Raw genomic sequence first — 18,238 nt, forward strand, 5'->3', positions numbered from 1 at the left:
GATCCTTTGAAGGGTTAACCAAAAAATAAAGCCACTGAAGACAGTGGCTTCATATCAACTCAGCAATAACATTACTTGCTGGCAATCGTCGTATTATCCAGTCCGAGCTTAGCCAGGTATTTATCAACCACCTTGCCTGGCAGTGGAATATAGCCATCCTTCACAACCACTTCCTGCCCCTGTTCAGAGAGCAGCAGCTTAACAAATTCGCGCTCAAGGGGAGACAATGGCTTGTTAGGCTGCTTGTTCACATACACGTACAGAAAACGTGACAGAGGATAGCTGCCATCAACCGCATTCAGTGGCGTCGCCTCAACAAAAGACTGGCCTTCTTTCTTCGCCAGTGCAACGGTTCTCACGCTGGAGGTTTTGTAACCAATACCGGAATAGCCAATACCATTCAGTGATGCAGAAACCGACTGAACCACCGAGGCGGAACCTGGCTGCTCATTCACACTGTTTTTAAAGTCCCCCTTGCACAGGGCCTTCTTCTTGAAGTAGCCATAAGTGCCGGATACCGAGTTACGTCCATACAGCTGCACAGAGCGGTTCTTCCAGGATCCACTCAGGCCGATATCCCCCCAGGTCTTCACTTCACTGTCTGCGCCACACTTGCGGGTTGAAGAGAAAATCGCATCCACTTCGGCCATGGTCAGACCTTTGATGGGATTATCTTTGTTAACAAAGACCGCCAGCGCATCAATCGCTACAGGAATGGCCGTTGGCTTGTAGCCATGCTTTTTCTCAAATGCTTCCAGCTCCTTGTCCTTCATTTTCCGACTCATAGGGCCGAAGTTTGAGGTACTTTCGGTCAGAGCGGGAGGTGCAGTAGAAGAACCCGCCGCCTGAATCTGAACATTCACATTGGGATAAATGCGCTTGAAATCTTCGGCCCAGAGCGTCATCAGATTTGCCAGCGTGTCTGAACCCACGGAGGACAGGTTACCGGACACGCCACTGGACTTACTGTACTTTGGCAGGGATGGATCCAGCTGGCTGGCCATGGCAGCACCACTGGCCAACGCCAGCGCTGCGGTAGCAGACACTGCCAGGACTCGCTTAAATGCAGTTACGTGTGTTGTTATTTTCATCATTTGCTCTCCGGGATTTACGCGCCCTGTTCGATTAACAGCACCTTCTCATCTTAAAGGGCTATCAAAGGTTGATCTGAGGCGTGAGCCTCCTTGCTTGACTTCCGGGAATCAAATATAGAGCTTGAATATGACAATTCTATGAAAGCGGAGATTGCTGAGAACTTTTGCCCGGCAATCCCATCCATGATATCTGAATGACAATCACCTGAAGATCGTAATTCACAATGGCACTTCCCGTTACCGTGAACACCAACGGCAATTATGGCGATAGCCCGGACTGCGCCGGAGTAACACCTGAGATATCCCGTTATGTGTGGAGCAGCAACGGTATGTCGGTTGTGCCCTGCCAGGACCAGTTTTCTTCAGTGACGTTAGCAGACAGGTCTTGTCTAAACGATCATTCCAAAAACCTTGAACTTTTGACTACCTTTCCCATCCAAGGTAACTGACCGGCAATCACCAGACGAGGGCAATTCACCATGGCACTTCCCATTACCGAGAACAACAACGGCATTTATGGCGGCAGTCCGGAATGTGCCGGAGTAACACCTGAGGCGTCCCGCTGTGTGGGGAGCAGCAGCGGTATGTCGATTGTTCCCGACGAAGACCAGAGTTCATTGCTGACATTGCCAGAGATTCCCATGCGCACGCTGCTGGGCTGCTTACCTTCCCGGGATATACTCGTCATCGCAAAAACGTGTAAGTTTTTTAATCAGGTAATCACCAGTGAACATCTGCTGGCCAGAAGGTGGTTTGCAACATTGGCAGAACACCAGCAAAACCAGTTCAAAGAGATTGCCCGGTGCATCAGTGATCATGACCTGCTGAACTGGCTGGAACAATTTACCACGAATACAACAGCAGCCGATGAACTCCTCAGCCAATTCCTTCCAGAGCAAACAACAGACGATGGTCTTAAAACCGGTGAAGCACAAAAAAACAAATACTTCCCCCATGCCCTGTTTTACAAGGTGGGTCAACTCATGGCTGGCTGTCAACAATTCGATCCGGTTCTGGAAAAGCGCATTATTATTGAAAAGCCGGAAGTCATTGACGTCAGCTTTAGCACCCATGGCAACCATTTAGTGATCTTCAGAAGCAGTAATACCGGGACAATCCTTGGCTGCACAGGGAACGGCCAATGGAATGAACAAGCTGGTTTTAGCTATCGCTCCTGGTGCACCCCCGAAGAACCTGCTTCAACCGCCCCCATGACCAGCTTCATCGCCCGTGGCCGTCATGTATTGACCTGGGATGACCGCCATACTGCGAAAATCTTTGCATACAAACCCGATCACAGCTGCACAGAGCAACTCACTCTGGTCCATGAAGACAGGATCATATCAGCTGACCTGAGTTACGATGGTCATCAGGCAGTCATTACCTGTAATGATGGCAGTATCAAAATCCACCGCTGGAACGACACTGGTCACTGGACGTTAACAGCCGACATTGCCGATGACACGTGCTGGAAGGCCTGCTTCAGCTCCGATGGCAGTCAGGTACTGGCCCGTCCATTGTCCCCCAGGCCCCCCGGCCCGTGCGCAAAAATCCTCAGTCAGAATGAGGAGGGTGGCTGGACATCAGAAACCATTGGCGACCCCAGTGCTAAACTCGTCAGGTTTAGCCCCAATGGCAACCCGTTACTGATGTTCGGTTCCAGGGAGATGGCAAAAATCCTTCGCCTGAACAAAAAAGATGGCATCACGATGGAGAGCATCAAACTCGATAACGATGACTACAGGATCACGCATGCTACAGCCAGCCCCGATGGTCGCCATGTCTTTACCGTCAACCAAACACCCGGAACCAGGAGCAAAACCCTAACAATCTTCAGTCATGACGGCAACGGTAACTGGATAGGGAAAACTGACCATATCCCCATTTTGGAACACGATCATCCTATCCTATACCCCCAATTCAGCCCCGATAGCTGCCATGTAATGGCTAGAGAAGATCTTTGTAGCGTAGCAATCCTCAGCCATGACAAACACGGCAACTGGATACATAACTCTATTTCTGATCCCTTTTGGAAAACAATAGGAAAAACCTTTTTCAGTCCCGACAGCAGCCATGTGACAGTCATCCCCAATGGTTATCGTGCCCGCTGCTACATATACGGTTATAACGGAGCCAAAGGCTGGATAGAAAAAGCCACCATTAGCCCTAACCATGACTGGGGATTGCTACACATTAAGGCCAGTTTCAGTGCTGATAGCCGTCATATTGTCTCTTTCTGTTGCAACGAAAAGAACTTGAATACCGAATATCAGGCAGAAATCTACGGTCGCGATGAGCATGGCAATTGGCGACCAAGAGCCACTATCACCCATAACGGCCCGATCAACTCCGCACGCTTCAACGCCCATGCCAGCCTTTTAGTGACCGCAAGTGCGGATGGCACTGCAATCATCCTGGGCCGGAATACCGAAGGCGACTGGGAGAAGAAGACCGTTCTGAAGCATGCCGACCCGGTTCAGTATGCCAACTTCAGTGTTGATAGCAGGCAGGTGGTGACCGTAAGTGGCAATTACACCGTGGAAATCTGGCGTCTTGTCGCTACTGGCATGTCTCTGGACGAAACTATGCAGATTGAATCCAGTCCATAGCGATATTTCGGGCCGGGATCTGCGCCCGGTTCCATCAAGAAAGATCATAAGGGGTCGTGAGAGATAGTGAAATTGCTCAACCTTCATGGGAAAGCCTATCATGGCTCCGCTGGTACCATAGATGGTGTTGTGAAAAACGGGAAAGCACCTTCAGGCATACAGCGCTTTCAGTGTCGTTATTGCAGACAAAGCTTCCAGCTTGAGTTCTAGACGATCATTCCGATTGCTGTGAACTTTTGTCCGGCAATCCCATCCAAGATATCTGAATGGCAACCACCTGAAGATCACAATTCACAATGGAACCTCCCGTTACCGCGAATACCAGCGGCAATTATGGCGATAGCCCGGACTGCGCTGGAGTAACACCTGAGATATCCCGTTATGTGTGGAGCAGCAACGGTATGTCGGTTGTGCCCTGCCAAGACCAGTTTTCATTACTGTATTTGCCAGAGCCTCCCATGCTCAGGCTGTTGGGCTATTTATCTTTCCGGGAGATACTTGCCACCGCAAAAACGTGTACGTATTTAAATCAGGTAATCACCGATGAACATCTGCTGGCCAGATCGTGGTTTGCAAAATTGGCAGCACACCAGCAGAACCAGTTTAAAGAGATTGCCCGTGACATCAGTGATCGTGACCTGCGGCACTGGCTGGGGCAATTTACCACGGATACAACGCTAGTCGGTAAACTTTACAGCCAATGCCCTGAAGAGCAGACAACAAACGATGGTCTTAAAACATGTAAAGCACAAAGAAGGAAATACTTCCCCCAGGTCCTGTTTTACACGGTGAGTAAACTGATGGCTGACTGTCGACAATTCAAACCGGTTCTGGCAGGGAAAATTCTTCGTACTGATGGTATTACCATCAGCTTGAACACCCATGGCGACCATTTAGTGATCTTGAAAAACTATCAAACCGGGATAATTTTGGGCTACACAGCGAACAGCTCGTGGCATAAACAAGCCAGATTTAGCTTCGATTACGACTTCGGCACAGGTTTTCCTCAGCCCAACTTTAAGACCCACGGCCATCATGTGCTGGCCTGTAGAAAAAATACCGCAAAAATCTTCGCATATAACGCAGACAAGAGCTGTACGGAGCAACTCGCCATTATCCATGAAGGCAAGATCAGCTCAGCTGATTTAAGTTGTGATGGTCATCATGCCGTCATTACCTGTGATGATGGCAGCGCCAGAATCCACAGCTGGAACGACACTGGTCACTGGACGCTGGCAGCGGATATTACCGATTTCAGGCGGAACTTGAAGGCTCGCTTCAGTCCGGATGGCCGCCGGGTACTGACCCACTCAGACTCATGCACAAAAATCCACGGACGGAACGAGGAGGGTGACTGGACATTAGAGGCCACCAGTGACTTCTATGCCGACTCAGTCACCTTCAGCCCCGATAGCAGCCATGTGCTGATGTTCAACTGTTATCAGGAGGGGATCGTCGCAAAGACCGCAAAAATCCTCAGCCTGAACAAAGATGGTGGCTGGCTGGAGAGTAACCCCCTCACTCACAACGAAGGCTCGGTCATACGCGTTATAGCCAGCCCCGATGGTCGCCATGTCATTACCGTCAACCGGAAAGACGGTGAAACTGACAGCATAACCATGAAAATCCTCAGTCGCGACAGCAACAGCGACTGGACAGAGAAAACCGGCAATATCCCGATTATTATCTACAGTGGTGCCCAGCATTGGCCCAAATTCAGCCCCGATAGCCGTCATGTGATGGTTAGCAAAAATACATCTAACCTTGAAATCCTCAGCTGTGACAAACGCGGCAACTGGATACCGACCTCTATTCCCTGTCTGGAAAAGAGTAAAAGAGCCTTCTTCAGTCCCGATAGCAGACATGCGGCAATCATTAGCTCTGATGATCGCACTGCCAGAATATACAGTTATGATGAAGCCAGAGGCTGGACAGAAAGCGCCATCATTCCCCATGACTTTCAAGGGCCATACAATAACGCCAGCTTCAGCCCTGATAGCAGACACATTGCCACTTTCTGTTGGTGCCCGGTTAGCCTTTCGAATGACAACGTTCGTAGCAAATTCAAGGTAACAATCTACGGTTACGATGGGCACGGCAAGTGGCTGCCAAAAGCCCTTATCAGACATGCTGGCCCGATCTATTCCGTACGCTTCAACGCCGATGGCACCCATCTGGTAACCGCAAGCGAGGATGGTACTGCAGTAGTCTTTGGCCGCAATGCCGAAGGCAACTGGGTGAATAAGGTCATTCTGAGACATGACTACCGGATCAATTCTGCCTTCTTCAGTGTCGATAGCAAACAGGTGGTGACCGTAAATGGCTCGTACAACGTAAAAATCTGGTGCCTTTTCGCTGCTGGCATGGTTCTGGACAATCCGCACGAAACCCCAACCCGCCTTCTTCAGAGTCGATAGCAGACAGGTATCTTCTAAACGATCATTCCAAATACCTTGAACTTTTGACCAACTTTTCCATCCAAGGTAACTGATCGGCAATCACCAGGCGAGGGCAATTAACCATGGCATTTCCCATTAACGAGAACAACAACGGCAGTTATGGCAGCAGTCCGGACTGTGCCGGAGTAACACCTGAGGCGTCCCGTTGTGTGTGGAGCAGCAGCGGTATGTCGATTGTTACCGACAAAGACCAGAGTTCATTTCTGAAAATACCACGGATTCCCATACTCAAGCTGCTGGGCTGCTTATCTTCACGGGATATACTCGCCATCGCAAAAACGTGTAAGTTTTTTAATCAGGTAATCACCAGTGAACATCTGCTGGCCAGAAGGTGGTTTGCAGCATTGGCAGAACACCAGCAAAACCAGTTCAAAGAGATTGCCCGGGACATCAGTAATCATGACCTGCAGAACTGGCTGGAACAATTTACCACGAATGCAACAGCAGCCGATGAACTCCTCAGCCAATTCCTTCCAGAGCAAACAACAGGTGACGTTCTTAAAACCTGTGAAACACGAAAAGATAAATACTTCCCCCATGCCCTGTTTTACAAGGTGGGTCAACTCATGGCTGGCTGTCAACAATTCGAACCGGTTCTGGAAAAGCGCATTGTTGAAAAGCCGAAAGTCAATGGCGTCAGCTTTAGCACCCACGGCAACCATTTAGTGATCTTCAAAAGCAGCAATACCGCGACAATCCTTGGCTGCACAGGTAACGGCCAATGGGATGAACAAGCTGGTTTCAGCTATCACTACTGGCGCAACCCCGAAGAACCGGCTTCAACCCCCCTCATGACCAGCTTCATCGCCCATGGCCGTCATGTATTGACCTGGGATGACGGCCATACTGCAAAAATCTTTGCATACAACCCCGATCACAGCTGCACAGAGCAACTCACTCTGGTCCATGAAGACAGGATCATATCAGCTGACCTGAGTTACGATGGTCATCAGGCAGTCATTACCTGTGGTGATGGCAGTATCAAAATCCACAGCTGGAACGACACTGGTCACTGGACGTTAACAGCGGACATGTCTGATGGCATGTGCTGGAAGGCCTGCTTCAACTCCGATGGCAGCCAGGTACTGGCCCGTCCATTGTCCCCCTGGACCCCAGGCCCGTGCGCAAAAATCCTCAGTCAGAATGAGGAGGGTGGCTGGATATCAGAAACCATTGGCGACCCCAGTGCCAAACTCGTCAGGTTTAGCCCTAATGGCAACCCGTTACTGATGTTCAGTTCCGGAGAGATGGCAAAAATCCTTCGCCTGAACAGAAAAGATGGCAACACGATGGAGAGCATCAGACTCGATAACGATGACTACAGGATCATGCATGCTACAGCCAGCCCCGACGGTCGCCATGTCATTACCGTCAACCAAAAACCCGGAACCAGGAGCAAAACCCTAACCATTTTCACTCATGACGGCATCGACAACTGGACAGGGAAAACTCCCCATATTCCCATTTTTGAAGACAATCATCCTGACCTATCCCCCCAATTCAGCCCCGATAGCTGCCATGTGATGGCTACCGAAGATCTTCGTAGCCTGGACATCCTCAGCTATGACGAACACGGCAACTGGCTAAAGAAATCTATTCTCTTGCAGCAAAAAATGAAAAAAGCTTTTTTCAGTCCCGACAGCAGCCATGTGGCAGTCACCATGCCGGATTATGGTGCCTGCTGCTGCATATACGGTTATGACGGAGCCGCGAGCTGGATAAAAAAAGCCACCATTAGCCCTAAACATGTCCATGACTCGGAATTGCCAAAAATTGAGGCCAGTTTCAGTGCTGATAGCCGTCATATTGTCTCTTTCTGTTGCTACGAAAAGAACGTGAATACCGAATATGAGGCAGAAATCTACGGTCGCGATGAGCATGGCAATTGGGGACCAAGAGCCACTGTCACCCATAACGGCCCGATCAACTCCGCACGCTTCAACGCCAATGCCAGCCTTTTAGTGACCGCAAGCGCGGATGGCACTGCAATCATCCTGGGCCGGAATCCCGAAGGCGACTGGGAGAAGAAGACCGTTCTGCTGCATGCCGACCCGGTTCAAAATGCCGACTTCAGTGCTGATAGCCGGCAGGTGGTGACCGTAAGTGGCAATTACACCGTGGAAATCTGGCGTCTTGTCGCAGCTGGCATGGACGACACTATGCACGTTGAATTCAGTCCATAGCGATATTTCGGGCCACTGCGCCCGTTTCCATCAAGAAAGATCATGAGCGGTCGTGAGAGATAGTGAAATTGCTCAACCCTCATGGGAAAGCCTATAATGGCCTCGCTTAACGTGTTCTGTTTACTGCACTTTTTCAATCAAACACCAAAATGACCCTTTCAGGGCCTGGTAATGGAACACTGAAAAATAATGATAATAACAAGCGGCCAGCATCGAATGCTCTGGCTGCCGGGGGAAAGACAGTATGAATCCCGCCTGGAAACATGCCAGGTCGGTGGTAGCCGCCATCGACCAATTCACAGAACACACCGGAAGATTAATCAGCTGGCTGACATTACTGCTGGTATTCGTCGTCTGTACCGTGGTGGTTTTGCGCTACTTGCTCAACATCGGTTCTATCGCCATGCAGGAATCGGCCATGTATCTGCACTCCATGGTTTTTCTGGGTGCCAGCGCCTACACACTCAAGCACAATGGCCATGTCCGGGTTGATGTCTTCTATCGAACCATGAGCCCGGGGAAGCAGGCACTGGTCAACAGTCTGGGCACCGTTTTCCTGTTGATACCGGTCTGTTTGTTTATTGGTGTAATGAGCTGGGATTACATCGCACGTTCCTGGCACATTCTGGAACAGTCCCAGGATCCCGGAGGGCTGCCTTTTATCTATCTGCTGAAAAGCCTGCTCCTGGTGATGGTGGTTACCCTTGTGCTTCAGGGTGTAGCCGAACTGATGCGTTCTCTCATGATCCTTACCGGTAAAGAAAGCCGTCAGGAGGACAGATCATGATGGACGCCATTCCTTTTCTGATGTTTGCCACCGTCTGCCTGGTGCTGCTGGCTGGTTATCCCGTGGCGTTTTCCCTGGCAGGTACCGCCTTGCTGTTTGCCGGAGCCGGATCACTGTTTGGCGTATTTGATTTCTCGCTGATGAACGCCCTGCCCAGTCGGCTGTTTGGTGTTATCACCAACCAGACCCTGATTGCGGTTCCACTGTTTGTCTTTATGGGCGTAATGCTGGAAAAATCCAAAGTGGCAGAGAGTCTGCTGGAAAGCATGGCCCGCCTGTTTGGCAAAACCCGGGGCGGCCTTGGTCTCTCGGTGATTGTGGTTGGCATGCTGCTGGCCGCCAGTACCGGCATTGTCGGCGCTACAGTCGTCACCATGGGTTTGTTATCCCTGCCAACCATGCTGCGTCGGGGCTATTCCCCGGCACTGGCAACCGGTACGATCTGTGCCACGGGGAGCCTTGGGCAGATTATTCCCCCGTCCATTGCCCTGGTTCTTTTGGGGGATGTTTTATCCAGTGCCTACCAGCAGTCACAGATAAAGATGGGTGTCTTCTCACCGGATACGGTGTCTGTTGGCGATCTGTTTGTTGGTGCCATCATTCCCGGCTTACTGCTGGTTTTCTGTTATGTCGTCTATCTGGTGATAGTTGCCCGCGTTAAACCGGATGCTGCACCGGCACTGACTGATGACGATCTGACGTCCATGTGCAGCAATCGTTCCCTGTTATCCTGCCTGTTGCCACCGCTGGTGTTAATTGTCGCGGTTCTGGGCTCGATCCTGGCGGGTGCCGCAACACCAACCGAAGCGGCCAGTGTCGGTGCGGTTGGTGCGATCCTGCTGGCAATTCTGCGCCGACAACTCAGTATCAAAACGCTGAGAGAGGTGGTTCGCTCAACCACACAGGTCACCTGCATGGTGTTCATGATTTTGATTGGAGCTTCCATTTTTTCCCTGGTATTTCGTGGCTTCAATGGTGAAGAGTTGATTCACAGCTATTTTGAAGCCATGCCCGGTGGGGTGTTCACTGCCGTACTGATTGTCATGCTGGTGATGTTTCTGCTGGGCTTTATTCTCGATTTTATCGAGATTACCTTTGTCGTCGTGCCCATGGTTGCCCCTGTGCTGCTGGCTATGGGGCTGGATCCTGTTTGGTTGGGGATTATGATTGCAGTCAATCTGCAAACCTCATTCCTGACGCCACCTTTCGGTTTCGCCCTTTTCTATTTACGGGGGGTTGCACCGCCAGAAGTGGCGACAGCCGATATCTACAAAGGGGTGATTCCCTTCATCATCATTCAACTGATGGTATTGTGTGCGCTAGCGATATGGCCAGAACTGGCAACGTGGCTGCCGGATAAGGTTTATAACTAGAAAGATGGCAGGCACCCAAACCTGCCATTTAGACTACAAAATATAATTGTCATTTCTTATCCGTGGCACATCATACATCGGGCATTTGATTTCGTATAAACCCCGTGGTCATCAGTCATAGGCTTTGGCTTAACTGATACAATGGGACTTTTCACTGGTACTCAAACCTATGTTATTAAAAATTATTCGTAATGTATTAGGCTACGGTATTGCGGCAGCAGATAAGCTGACCCGCCCGAAAGCGATGGCACGTTCACCGGAGCAGCAGGCCCGGGTGAATGCACAGACAGCCAATATGACGCTCTACCAGTTCACGGCCTGCCCTTTCTGTATCAAAACCCGCAGGGCCATTCACATACTTGGCCTGAACATCCAGACCATGGATGCCATGAACGATACTCAGGCCCGTAATGAGCTGCAACAGATGGGCGGCAAGGTTCAGGTACCCTGCTTACGTATCCAGGAAGCGGGCAAAGACGATATCTGGATGTATGAGTCCGGCGATATTATCCAATATCTGCAAAAGAGCTTTGGCTAATCACGAAATGGTCTACCAGCTCCGCCCCTATCAAAAAGATGCCGTTCACAGTGTGATACGGCATTTTCGCAAATCCAATGACCCGGCCCTGCTGGTGCTGCCCACAGGTGCTGGCAAGAGCCTGGTTATCTCCGAGCTGGCCCGTATTGCCCGTGGCCGCGTTCTGGTTCTGGCCCATGTGAAAGAATTGGTGGAGCAGAACCACGGCAAATACCAAAGCTATGGATTGCAAGCCTCCATCTTCAGTGCCGGACTTGGCCAGAAAGAAGCCTCTGAACAGGTGATATTTGGCAGTGTGCAAAGTGTTGTCAGAAATCTTGAACAGTTTCAGAACGCACCGGGCCAGAAAGCATTTACCCTGCTGGTTATTGATGAGTGTCACCGGGTATCCATGGAGAAAACCTCCAGTTACCACAAGGTCATTGACCACTTTAAACGCCTGAATCCAAACCTTAAGGTTCTCGGTCTGACAGCAACCCCCTATCGCCTGGGGATGGGCTGGCTGTACCAGTATTATCAAAGCGCTGAAAACAAGGGGTCGGTCAGAACTGAAGAGCCTCGCTTTTTCAAAGAGTGCCTGTTTGAGCTGCCACTGTCTTACATGGTTGATAATGGTTATCTCACGACACCCGAGGTGGTTGATGCCCCCATTGTTTTATACGACTTCAGCCAACTATCCCGGGATAGCTTTGGACGTTATGGCGAACAGGAACTGAATCAGCTATTGAAAGGAAAAACCCGGGCCACCCGGGAAATCATCAATCAGGTAAAAAAAGAAGCCGCTACCCGTAAAGGTGTCATGGTGTTTGCCTCAACAGTAGACCATGCCCGTGAGATTATGGGTTACCTGCCAGACGATGAGAGCGCCCTGATTATTGGCGATACGCCCGCAAAAGAGCGGGACCGCCTGATTGCCGCGTTCAAACAGCAGCAGCTTAAATTCCTGGTGAATGTGTCAGTGCTCACCACCGGTTTTGATGCCCCCCATGTAGACCTGATCGCCATACTGCGGCCAACAGAGTCCGTCAGCCTTTATCAACAGATCGCTGGCCGTGGGCTGCGCCTGGCACCGGACAAAAAAGACTGCCTGATTATTGATTACGCGGGCAACCGCTTCAGTTTATACAGCCCGGAAGTGGGCGAACCCAAACCGGATTCCAAAGCAGTGCCCGTCACGGTTCCCTGTCCTGCCTGTGGCCATGAGAATCATTTCTGGGGAGTGGTCGATAGCGATGGCGATCTGGTTGAACACTATGGTCGACGCTGTCAGGGCTTTGCAACGTTTTTGGCTGACAACGGCAGCGAAGTGAAAGAACAATGTGAGTTCCGCTACCGCTTTAAAGAGTGTGACCAGTGCGGTGCTGAAAACGATATAGCCGCCAGAAAGTGTCACAGTTGCCAGAACGGACTGGTTGACCCGGATAAAAAACTTCGAGAGGCACTCAACCTGAAAAACTGTCTGGTGATTCGGTGTTCTGGTATGGAAATGAATGCGGATAAAGACGCTCAGGGCAAACAGCGCATCAGGATCACCTACCACGATGAAGATGGTGCCGAAGTCAATGAGTTCTTCAGGCTGGATACTCCCTCTCAGCAAGGTGCGTTCTATCATCATTTTGGCAAGCATGCCCTGATTAATCGTGCTGAGTCATTCAGGGCGTCAACGGTGGATAATGTTATCCACAGCCGCAAGAAATTTCGCAAACCTGACTTTGTGATAGCGCAGAAGGAAAAGCATTACTGGAAAATCATTGATAAGCTGTTCGACTACGATGGCAAATACCGCAAGGCCGAAGCGCTCTGATGCACGTCACTTATCACATAACCGGGAAAACCCAGAACCGCATCAACCAGTTGATGATTAAATACAGTCCGAAGCATACGCTGTTGATCTGGGTTGCCTCACTGGCCTGTTTACTGATGCCACTGCTGGTCTTTCGGAACAGCCTGAGCAACATTCTGCTTTCCGGACTCTTTGGCTCTGCCTTAATTACTTTCCTGATACTGAATCTCGGCCTCAGGTATGCCGTGCATAAACGCTTTGGTCTTCATTACCAGCCGGACCTTGACCTGGAAACCCGCACTCTGTGCCTTGAGGAAAATGGCATCAGCATCCGTTCATCATTACTGAAACCGGCTTTTCGCCCCTACAAGCAGGTAAAGATGATCACAGTAGAAGACAATATTATTGTAATCGCAGGAAAAAGCGGCTGGCTGGAGATGATCCCACGGGATCAGGTGACAGAAGGCAACTGTGGGTTATTGCTGGATACGCTCTGCCAGAGAGCCGGGAAAAAAATAAAAAGTTCCAGCTGAGTCGATAAAGATAAACTAAAATTTTGTCAGGTAAACAGCACTGCACGGTTTGAATAGCGATGTTCAAGCTCCCCGTTATTATTCTGTTATTGGTTACCTTATTATCTGCCTGCATCACAGAAAATCCTGTGTATGGCAATAAATATGCTGGTAAAAAGAGCGCCAGCGGCTGGCTGGAAATACCACCAAACCCTGAGATGCTGAACATGGCAAAATTTGCGGCCAGGGACTTACAAAACGACTCGGTACTGAAAGTAACAGAAGCAAAACGCCAGAATATCCTCGGTACCTGTTATATGCTTGCTTTTCAAATGAGCAGTGGTACACAGTGGCAAGCGGAACTTTACCAAGACCCTTACGGTAAACTGACCCTGCTTGAATTGTTTAACCCATTGCCCGCAAGAAAATGAACGATAGCCTCGCCTGCCCGGGCCCGGTCATCAGGCAATCCAACCGCTCCCAACGCCTTATCAATTAATCGATCACCCACCATGGTGCGCAGCCTATCGCACACATCCATAAAAAATCCGTCGACAAATTCAGGATGCGCCTGCCAGGTCAGGATAGAAGACCCCCGTCGAGTAATGGCGTTCACGCAGAAATCCGAGGTTGCCAGCACGGCAAAGCCCGGCGCCACTTGATCCACCTGATCCTGGTGCACAGCCAGAACACGAATAATGCTACCGGACGTAAACCCCCCGAAATCACACAGCGCTTTCACCGGATAAGCACCTAACCCCCATCCTCCGGGAAACTTACGAACACGGCCTCCCAGGGACTGATGAATAATCTGATGACCAAAACAGATGCCCACCAGCAATGCATCACTCTTGGCAAGGTCGATAATCAACAGCCTGAGTTTCAGAATCCACGGCTCTGAATCATAAGCAGAAGACTTGCTGCCACTGATAATCCACGCGTCACATTGGTCAACGGAGGATGGAAAGCTGCCTTGATAACAGCGCCAGACAGAGTACTGCCACTGACCGGGCATCACCCGGTCAACCATCATTTTGTAATCATTATCAAAGGTGCCAAAACGCTTAATAGAGTCTGGATGATGTTCATCGCATAATAAAATACCCAGTCGCTTGTTCAATGCCAGCTTCCCCGAAACCTGTCTTCTGCATTAGTACAGTCTATATCGACCAGAAGCCCATTGAGGATACAGACCAAAGGGAACCTCTCAGAGCCTGCTGTACAAGAACCCCATGGTTGCCTCTACAGCCTCACAAGGCTGATATCCGTCGCCCTCACGCCGAGGCCATAACAAGTTTGAACAAATAATTCATTTTTTTTTCATTCAGAACTTGCGTTATCCACACACCCAACATTATAATGAGAATCGTTATCATTAAGATTAAAGATGTTACATATCGGCTCAACCTGACTCTCCCCAAGCCTTTGTTGAGCCACCCAAGCACTTAACCCGCTGACTTATGGAGGGACTGCCATCGAACGAAATTTCAGACCTGACTAACTGGCGAATGCCAGTGATTCGCAAATCCTCATCTTTAGGGCCTGAATTTCAGGCCTTTTTTTTGTTGTTTCTTGATCCGATCCTGTCCATTATTGATAAGCTGAAACATTGCGTGTTAAGTATGCAGCAAGATATAGGCTATCAGGCACCTTTCGGATGGCAACCCTGCTGCGTTGGTCTAATCAGAAAAAGAGCCGCTACCGATGGAACTACAGAAGTACAAAATGCCCTTGCTTGGCGGGGAAATGAAAGAACTCGCTGACTATGAGAACAAGGTCGTTTTAATCGTCAATACTGCCAGTAAATGTGGCTTCACTCCCCAATACCAAACCCTTGAAGAGCTATACAACAAATACAAGGATCAGGGGCTGGTCATCCTGGGCTTCCCCTGCAATCAATTTGGTCGTCAGGAACCCGGAGACAGCGAAGAGATTGGTGCTTTCTGTCAGAAGAACTACGGGGTTACCTTCCCGATGTTTGAGAAAATTGAGGTGAATGGTGATCATGCCGCGCCACTCTATAAAGATTTAAAATCCGAAGCGCCCGGACTGCTGGGTACTCAGAAGATAAAATGGAACTTTACCAAGTTCCTGATCGGTCGTAAGGGCGAGATCATTGACCGCTATGCCCCCACCACCAAACCGGAAGATATCGAAGAAGACATCTGCAAAGCATTAAGAGAGAGCTGAGCGAGCCGACAAACTAAGAGTCTCAACAACCTGACACTCTTATACCGTGGATATTAACAAAGCACTCTCCCTGCTGGCTGATCGTAACGGTTCAGAACTGTTTCTGACGGTCGGCTACCCCCCCTGTTTGAAAATCAATGACCAATTGGTACCGATAGCCAAGACTTCGCTGGCCAGCGAGCAGGCCCACCATATTTTTGCCACCATGATGGGCGAAGAGCGCTTTAGAGAATTCTGTGAGACCCGTGAAAGTAATTACGCGATACAGAACCCGGAGTCCGGTCGTTTTCGTATCAGTGCGTTCTTCCAACGAGGGGAACCCGGAATGGTGATCCGGCGCATTCACCATGATATTCCTTCCCCCCGGGAGCTTGGCCTGCCGGATGTTTTTTGCGACCTGATTCTTCAGGAGAGAGGTTTAATCCTGATTACCGGGCCTGCTGGTGCCGGTAAAACAACCGCGATGGCATCACTGGTGAACCATCGCAACACTACGGGTAAAGGGCATATCATCACCATTGAAGACCCTGTTGAATTTATCCACAGCCATAAGCAATGCATCGTCACCCAGCGAGAAGTTGGACTGGACACCCAATCTTATGAAGAAGGTCTGTCGAACGCCCTGCGTCAGGCACCCGACCTGGTGGTGATTGGTGAGATTCGCACCCCCGAGGTGATGAGGCATACCATTGAATTTGTGCAAACGGGTCACCTCTGTATTGCAACCCTGCATGCCAATACGGCCTATCAGGCGCTGGAACGCATCATTCACTTTTTCCCCCGGGAGCAACACGAAGAGGTTCTTCTGGATTTATCACTGAGCTTGCAGGGGATCCTGGGGCAACAGCTGCTCAGCTCTGAAGATGGCACGGCAGCCTATCCTTCCCATGAAATCCTGTTAAATACACCGGCGCTGGCCGATCTCATCAAAAAGGGCAAAGTGGATGAAATCCATGACCTGATGGAGCGCTCCAAAGACTCGGGTATGCAAACCATTGACCAATCCATCTTCAAGCTGTTTGAGGCTGGAAAAATCAGCGCCCAGCAAGCTATCCAGCATGCTGACTCCTCCAATAACATGCGCCTGCTCATAAAGATGCATGGTCATCAGGGAGGGGAAGATAACTCCCTGTCACACTTGACCATTTCCACGGATTGAAGCAGCCTGAGAATAACACGGTGCAACAGGTATTTATCGGCTGCGCAACCACTTACCCATGCTCTTCTATTAATGAACGCTGCCAGATGGATGTATCAATAACCTGATCAAACTTAACCCCACAGCGTTCCATCACTCCCACCTTTCTATACCCCAGTTTCTGATGCAATGCCTCACTGCGCTGATTGGGCAGGGCAATCACACCAATCATTTCCCGAATCCCCAACGCTTTTGCCGCACTGAATAACGCCTGATACAACAAGGTACCCATGCCACGTCCACCAGCACCATCGCGCAAATATATGGAACCTTCCGCCGTATAACGATAGGCGGCCCGAGCATGATAATGGGCAGCGTAGGCATAGCCGAGCACCTCACCATCTTGTTCATAGACCAGAAAACAGTGTGCTTTCTTCAACCTTTGATTGATCTCTTCAGGGGTCACAGGATTAACTTCAAAAGTCACCGTACTGTGCAAAACATAGGTGTTGTAGATATCCGCTATCTGGGCACAATCATCTGGTTTGGCGGTTCTTATCATCAATGTACTGCCTGTCCATCACAAAATTATGTGAATGCAGCATATTTGAAATAACCATGGAAATCACTGCAAACCGACATGATTGTGTCAGCACCACTGACCGTCCTGTTATCACCTTTGCAGGGAACTAAAGATATGATCTTCCTATCAAATTCTCTGAACAAACTATTGAGGATCATACCCATGACAGGAAAAACACACTTAAACATATTCTTTGCAACCCTGCTCTGTATTAGCTTTTTCAGCTTTGCGGAACCTGTTCAACCATGGAACACGGGGAACATAAGGCTGTATGGCTTGCTAATACCAGTAATCCAGGTAGAAGAAGGATACATCAATGGCTTTATTGCCTGTTATTCACATGACATGGAAATGCCATCTTACCCCGTAGAAGAGGACATTTACGTAAAAGGCTTTGTCGCTATGGAAGAAGGGCAGTACAAAGGACGCATTTTTCATCCCGAAGGGTATTTAGATATGGATATCAGCCCTGTATATACAACACCCAGCGCTATGTGCCAGGAGTACATACCCTCCTGCCAAAATGAGAACGCTGAATGCTGGGCAGGTGGTGATACCGGCGGCTACTTTGGTCGCCTTCTTCGGGCAATTGATGCCGAGTGATATTCTTTCGGCCTCGTTTCCGGGGCTGTCACGAAAGTCGCACAAGCACTGGAACCACAAAGGGCACAAAGGCCACAAAGTATTTTTATTAAAGGCTTAGTGTTCTTTGTGGTTCCTAAAAACGCTTTTTGATCTCTCTTTTACGACTACTATCTTGCGGCTCTTTTTTGAAAAATTTTTAATTTGAGACATTTTGAGCCCGCTGCCCATAACGACAGTTAAGCACAATAGTGCAGCTGATAACGAGGTAGAAAATGACAAAGCCCAGTTGATTGCTCAACTGGGCTTTTCTGTTGGGTGCCTGGCGATGACCTACTCTCACATGGGGAGACCCCACACTACCATCGGCGATCGGTCATTTCACTGCTGAGTTCGGGATGGGATCA

17 protein-coding genes and 1 rRNA gene are annotated in these 18,238 nt (G+C 49.8%); 14 read left to right on the forward strand and 4 right to left on the reverse strand.

The window, feature by feature from the left end; genetic code table 11:
- Positions 1 to 71: 71 nt before the first annotated feature.
- Positions 72 to 1,091 (reverse strand): phosphate ABC transporter substrate-binding protein PstS family protein, encoded by a 1,020-nt coding sequence (locus J7438_RS18735; protein ID WP_209277769.1) that lies wholly within the window; start codon positions 1,089 to 1,091, stop codon positions 72 to 74.
- A gap of 482 nt (positions 1,092 to 1,573) precedes the next feature.
- On the opposite strand from J7438_RS18735, the gene J7438_RS18740 reads away from it, so the two are divergent.
- The 10 genes from J7438_RS18740 (at position 1,574) to J7438_RS18785 (ending at position 13,769) form a co-directional block, all read left to right on the forward strand.
- On the forward strand, positions 1,574 to 3,703 hold the full coding sequence (locus J7438_RS18740) for a WD40 repeat domain-containing protein (RefSeq protein WP_209277757.1): 2,130 nt from the start codon (positions 1,574 to 1,576) through the stop codon (positions 3,701 to 3,703).
- A gap of 66 nt (positions 3,704 to 3,769) precedes the next feature.
- Complete coding sequence (locus tag J7438_RS28415; RefSeq protein WP_209277758.1) at positions 3,770 to 3,913, forward strand: IS1/IS1595 family N-terminal zinc-binding domain-containing protein; 144 nt, start codon at positions 3,770 to 3,772, stop codon at positions 3,911 to 3,913.
- Positions 3,914 to 3,999: 86 nt separating this feature from the next.
- Positions 4,000 to 6,120 (forward strand): F-box/WD repeat-containing protein, encoded by a 2,121-nt coding sequence (locus J7438_RS18750; RefSeq protein ID WP_209277759.1) that lies wholly within the window; start codon positions 4,000 to 4,002, stop codon positions 6,118 to 6,120.
- 104 nt (positions 6,121 to 6,224) lie between these two features.
- Positions 6,225 to 8,345: a WD40 repeat domain-containing protein gene (locus J7438_RS18755; protein ID WP_209277760.1), complete on the forward strand. Its 2,121-nt coding sequence runs from the start codon at positions 6,225 to 6,227 to the stop codon at positions 8,343 to 8,345.
- 244 nt (positions 8,346 to 8,589) lie between these two features.
- Positions 8,590 to 9,132: a TRAP transporter small permease subunit gene (locus J7438_RS18760; RefSeq protein WP_209277761.1), complete on the forward strand. Its 543-nt coding sequence runs from the start codon at positions 8,590 to 8,592 to the stop codon at positions 9,130 to 9,132.
- On the forward strand, positions 9,132 to 10,505 hold the full coding sequence (locus J7438_RS18765; protein WP_209277770.1) for a TRAP transporter large permease: 1,374 nt from the start codon (positions 9,132 to 9,134) through the stop codon (positions 10,503 to 10,505). Before J7438_RS18760 ends, J7438_RS18765 begins: the two co-directional genes overlap by 1 nt.
- Before the next feature lie 169 nt (positions 10,506 to 10,674).
- Entirely contained in the window at positions 10,675 to 11,043 is a 369-nt protein-coding gene (locus J7438_RS18770) for a glutaredoxin family protein (protein WP_209202931.1), read from the forward strand.
- Between the two features lie 7 nt (positions 11,044 to 11,050).
- Positions 11,051 to 12,847 carry a DNA repair helicase RadD gene (gene radD / locus J7438_RS18775; RefSeq protein ID WP_209277771.1) on the forward strand — a complete coding sequence of 599 codons (1,797 nt, stop codon included), beginning with the start codon at positions 11,051 to 11,053 and terminating at the stop codon, positions 12,845 to 12,847.
- Positions 12,847 to 13,359, forward strand: coding sequence for a hypothetical protein (locus J7438_RS18780; protein WP_209277762.1), 513 nt, complete (start codon positions 12,847 to 12,849; stop codon positions 13,357 to 13,359). Before radD ends, J7438_RS18780 begins: the two co-directional genes overlap by 1 nt.
- 59 nt (positions 13,360 to 13,418) lie before the next feature.
- Entirely contained in the window at positions 13,419 to 13,769 is a 351-nt protein-coding gene (locus J7438_RS18785; RefSeq protein ID WP_209277763.1) for a cystatin family protein, read from the forward strand.
- On the opposite strand, the gene J7438_RS18790 is transcribed toward J7438_RS18785, so the two are convergent.
- The gene (locus J7438_RS18790; protein WP_209277764.1) at positions 13,715 to 14,458 is read right to left on the reverse strand and encodes a glutamine amidotransferase-related protein; all 744 of its coding nucleotides are present in this window, start codon (positions 14,456 to 14,458) and stop codon (positions 13,715 to 13,717) included. The genes J7438_RS18785 and J7438_RS18790 overlap by 55 nt on opposite strands.
- 394 nt (positions 14,459 to 14,852) lie before the next feature.
- Here J7438_RS18790 and J7438_RS18795 point away from each other — a divergent pair, with 394 nt between their 5' ends.
- From J7438_RS18795 to J7438_RS18805, 3 genes are read left to right on the forward strand one after another with little or no spacing between them, the layout of a single operon-like run.
- Positions 14,853 to 15,101 (forward strand): hypothetical protein, encoded by a 249-nt coding sequence (locus tag J7438_RS18795; protein ID WP_209277772.1) that lies wholly within the window; start codon positions 14,853 to 14,855, stop codon positions 15,099 to 15,101.
- Positions 15,043 to 15,528 carry a glutathione peroxidase gene (locus tag J7438_RS18800; protein ID WP_209202936.1) on the forward strand — a complete coding sequence of 162 codons (486 nt, stop codon included), beginning with the start codon at positions 15,043 to 15,045 and terminating at the stop codon, positions 15,526 to 15,528. Before J7438_RS18795 ends, J7438_RS18800 begins: the two co-directional genes overlap by 59 nt.
- A 46-nt stretch (positions 15,529 to 15,574) precedes the next feature.
- Positions 15,575 to 16,687, forward strand: a complete 1,113-nt coding sequence (locus J7438_RS18805; RefSeq protein WP_209277765.1) for a PilT/PilU family type 4a pilus ATPase — start codon at positions 15,575 to 15,577, stop codon at positions 16,685 to 16,687.
- Between the two features lie 52 nt (positions 16,688 to 16,739).
- Here the strand turns inward: J7438_RS18805 and J7438_RS18810 are convergent, their stop codons facing one another.
- Entirely contained in the window at positions 16,740 to 17,228 is a 489-nt protein-coding gene (locus J7438_RS18810; RefSeq protein ID WP_209202938.1) for a GNAT family N-acetyltransferase, read from the reverse strand.
- A gap of 78 nt (positions 17,229 to 17,306) precedes the next feature.
- Here J7438_RS18810 and J7438_RS18815 point away from each other — a divergent pair, with 78 nt between their 5' ends.
- The gene (locus J7438_RS18815) at positions 17,307 to 17,852 is read left to right on the forward strand and encodes a hypothetical protein (RefSeq protein WP_209277766.1); all 546 of its coding nucleotides are present in this window, start codon (positions 17,307 to 17,309) and stop codon (positions 17,850 to 17,852) included.
- A 299-nt stretch (positions 17,853 to 18,151) separates the two neighbouring features.
- Here the strand turns inward: J7438_RS18815 and rrf are convergent.
- A 5S ribosomal RNA gene (rrf, locus tag J7438_RS18820) occupies positions 18,152 to 18,238 on the reverse strand; the annotation flags it as partial.

The organism is Thalassotalea sp. G20_0, assembly GCF_017744175.1.
Lineage (GTDB): Bacteria > Pseudomonadota > Gammaproteobacteria > Pseudomonadales > Endozoicomonadaceae > Endozoicomonas.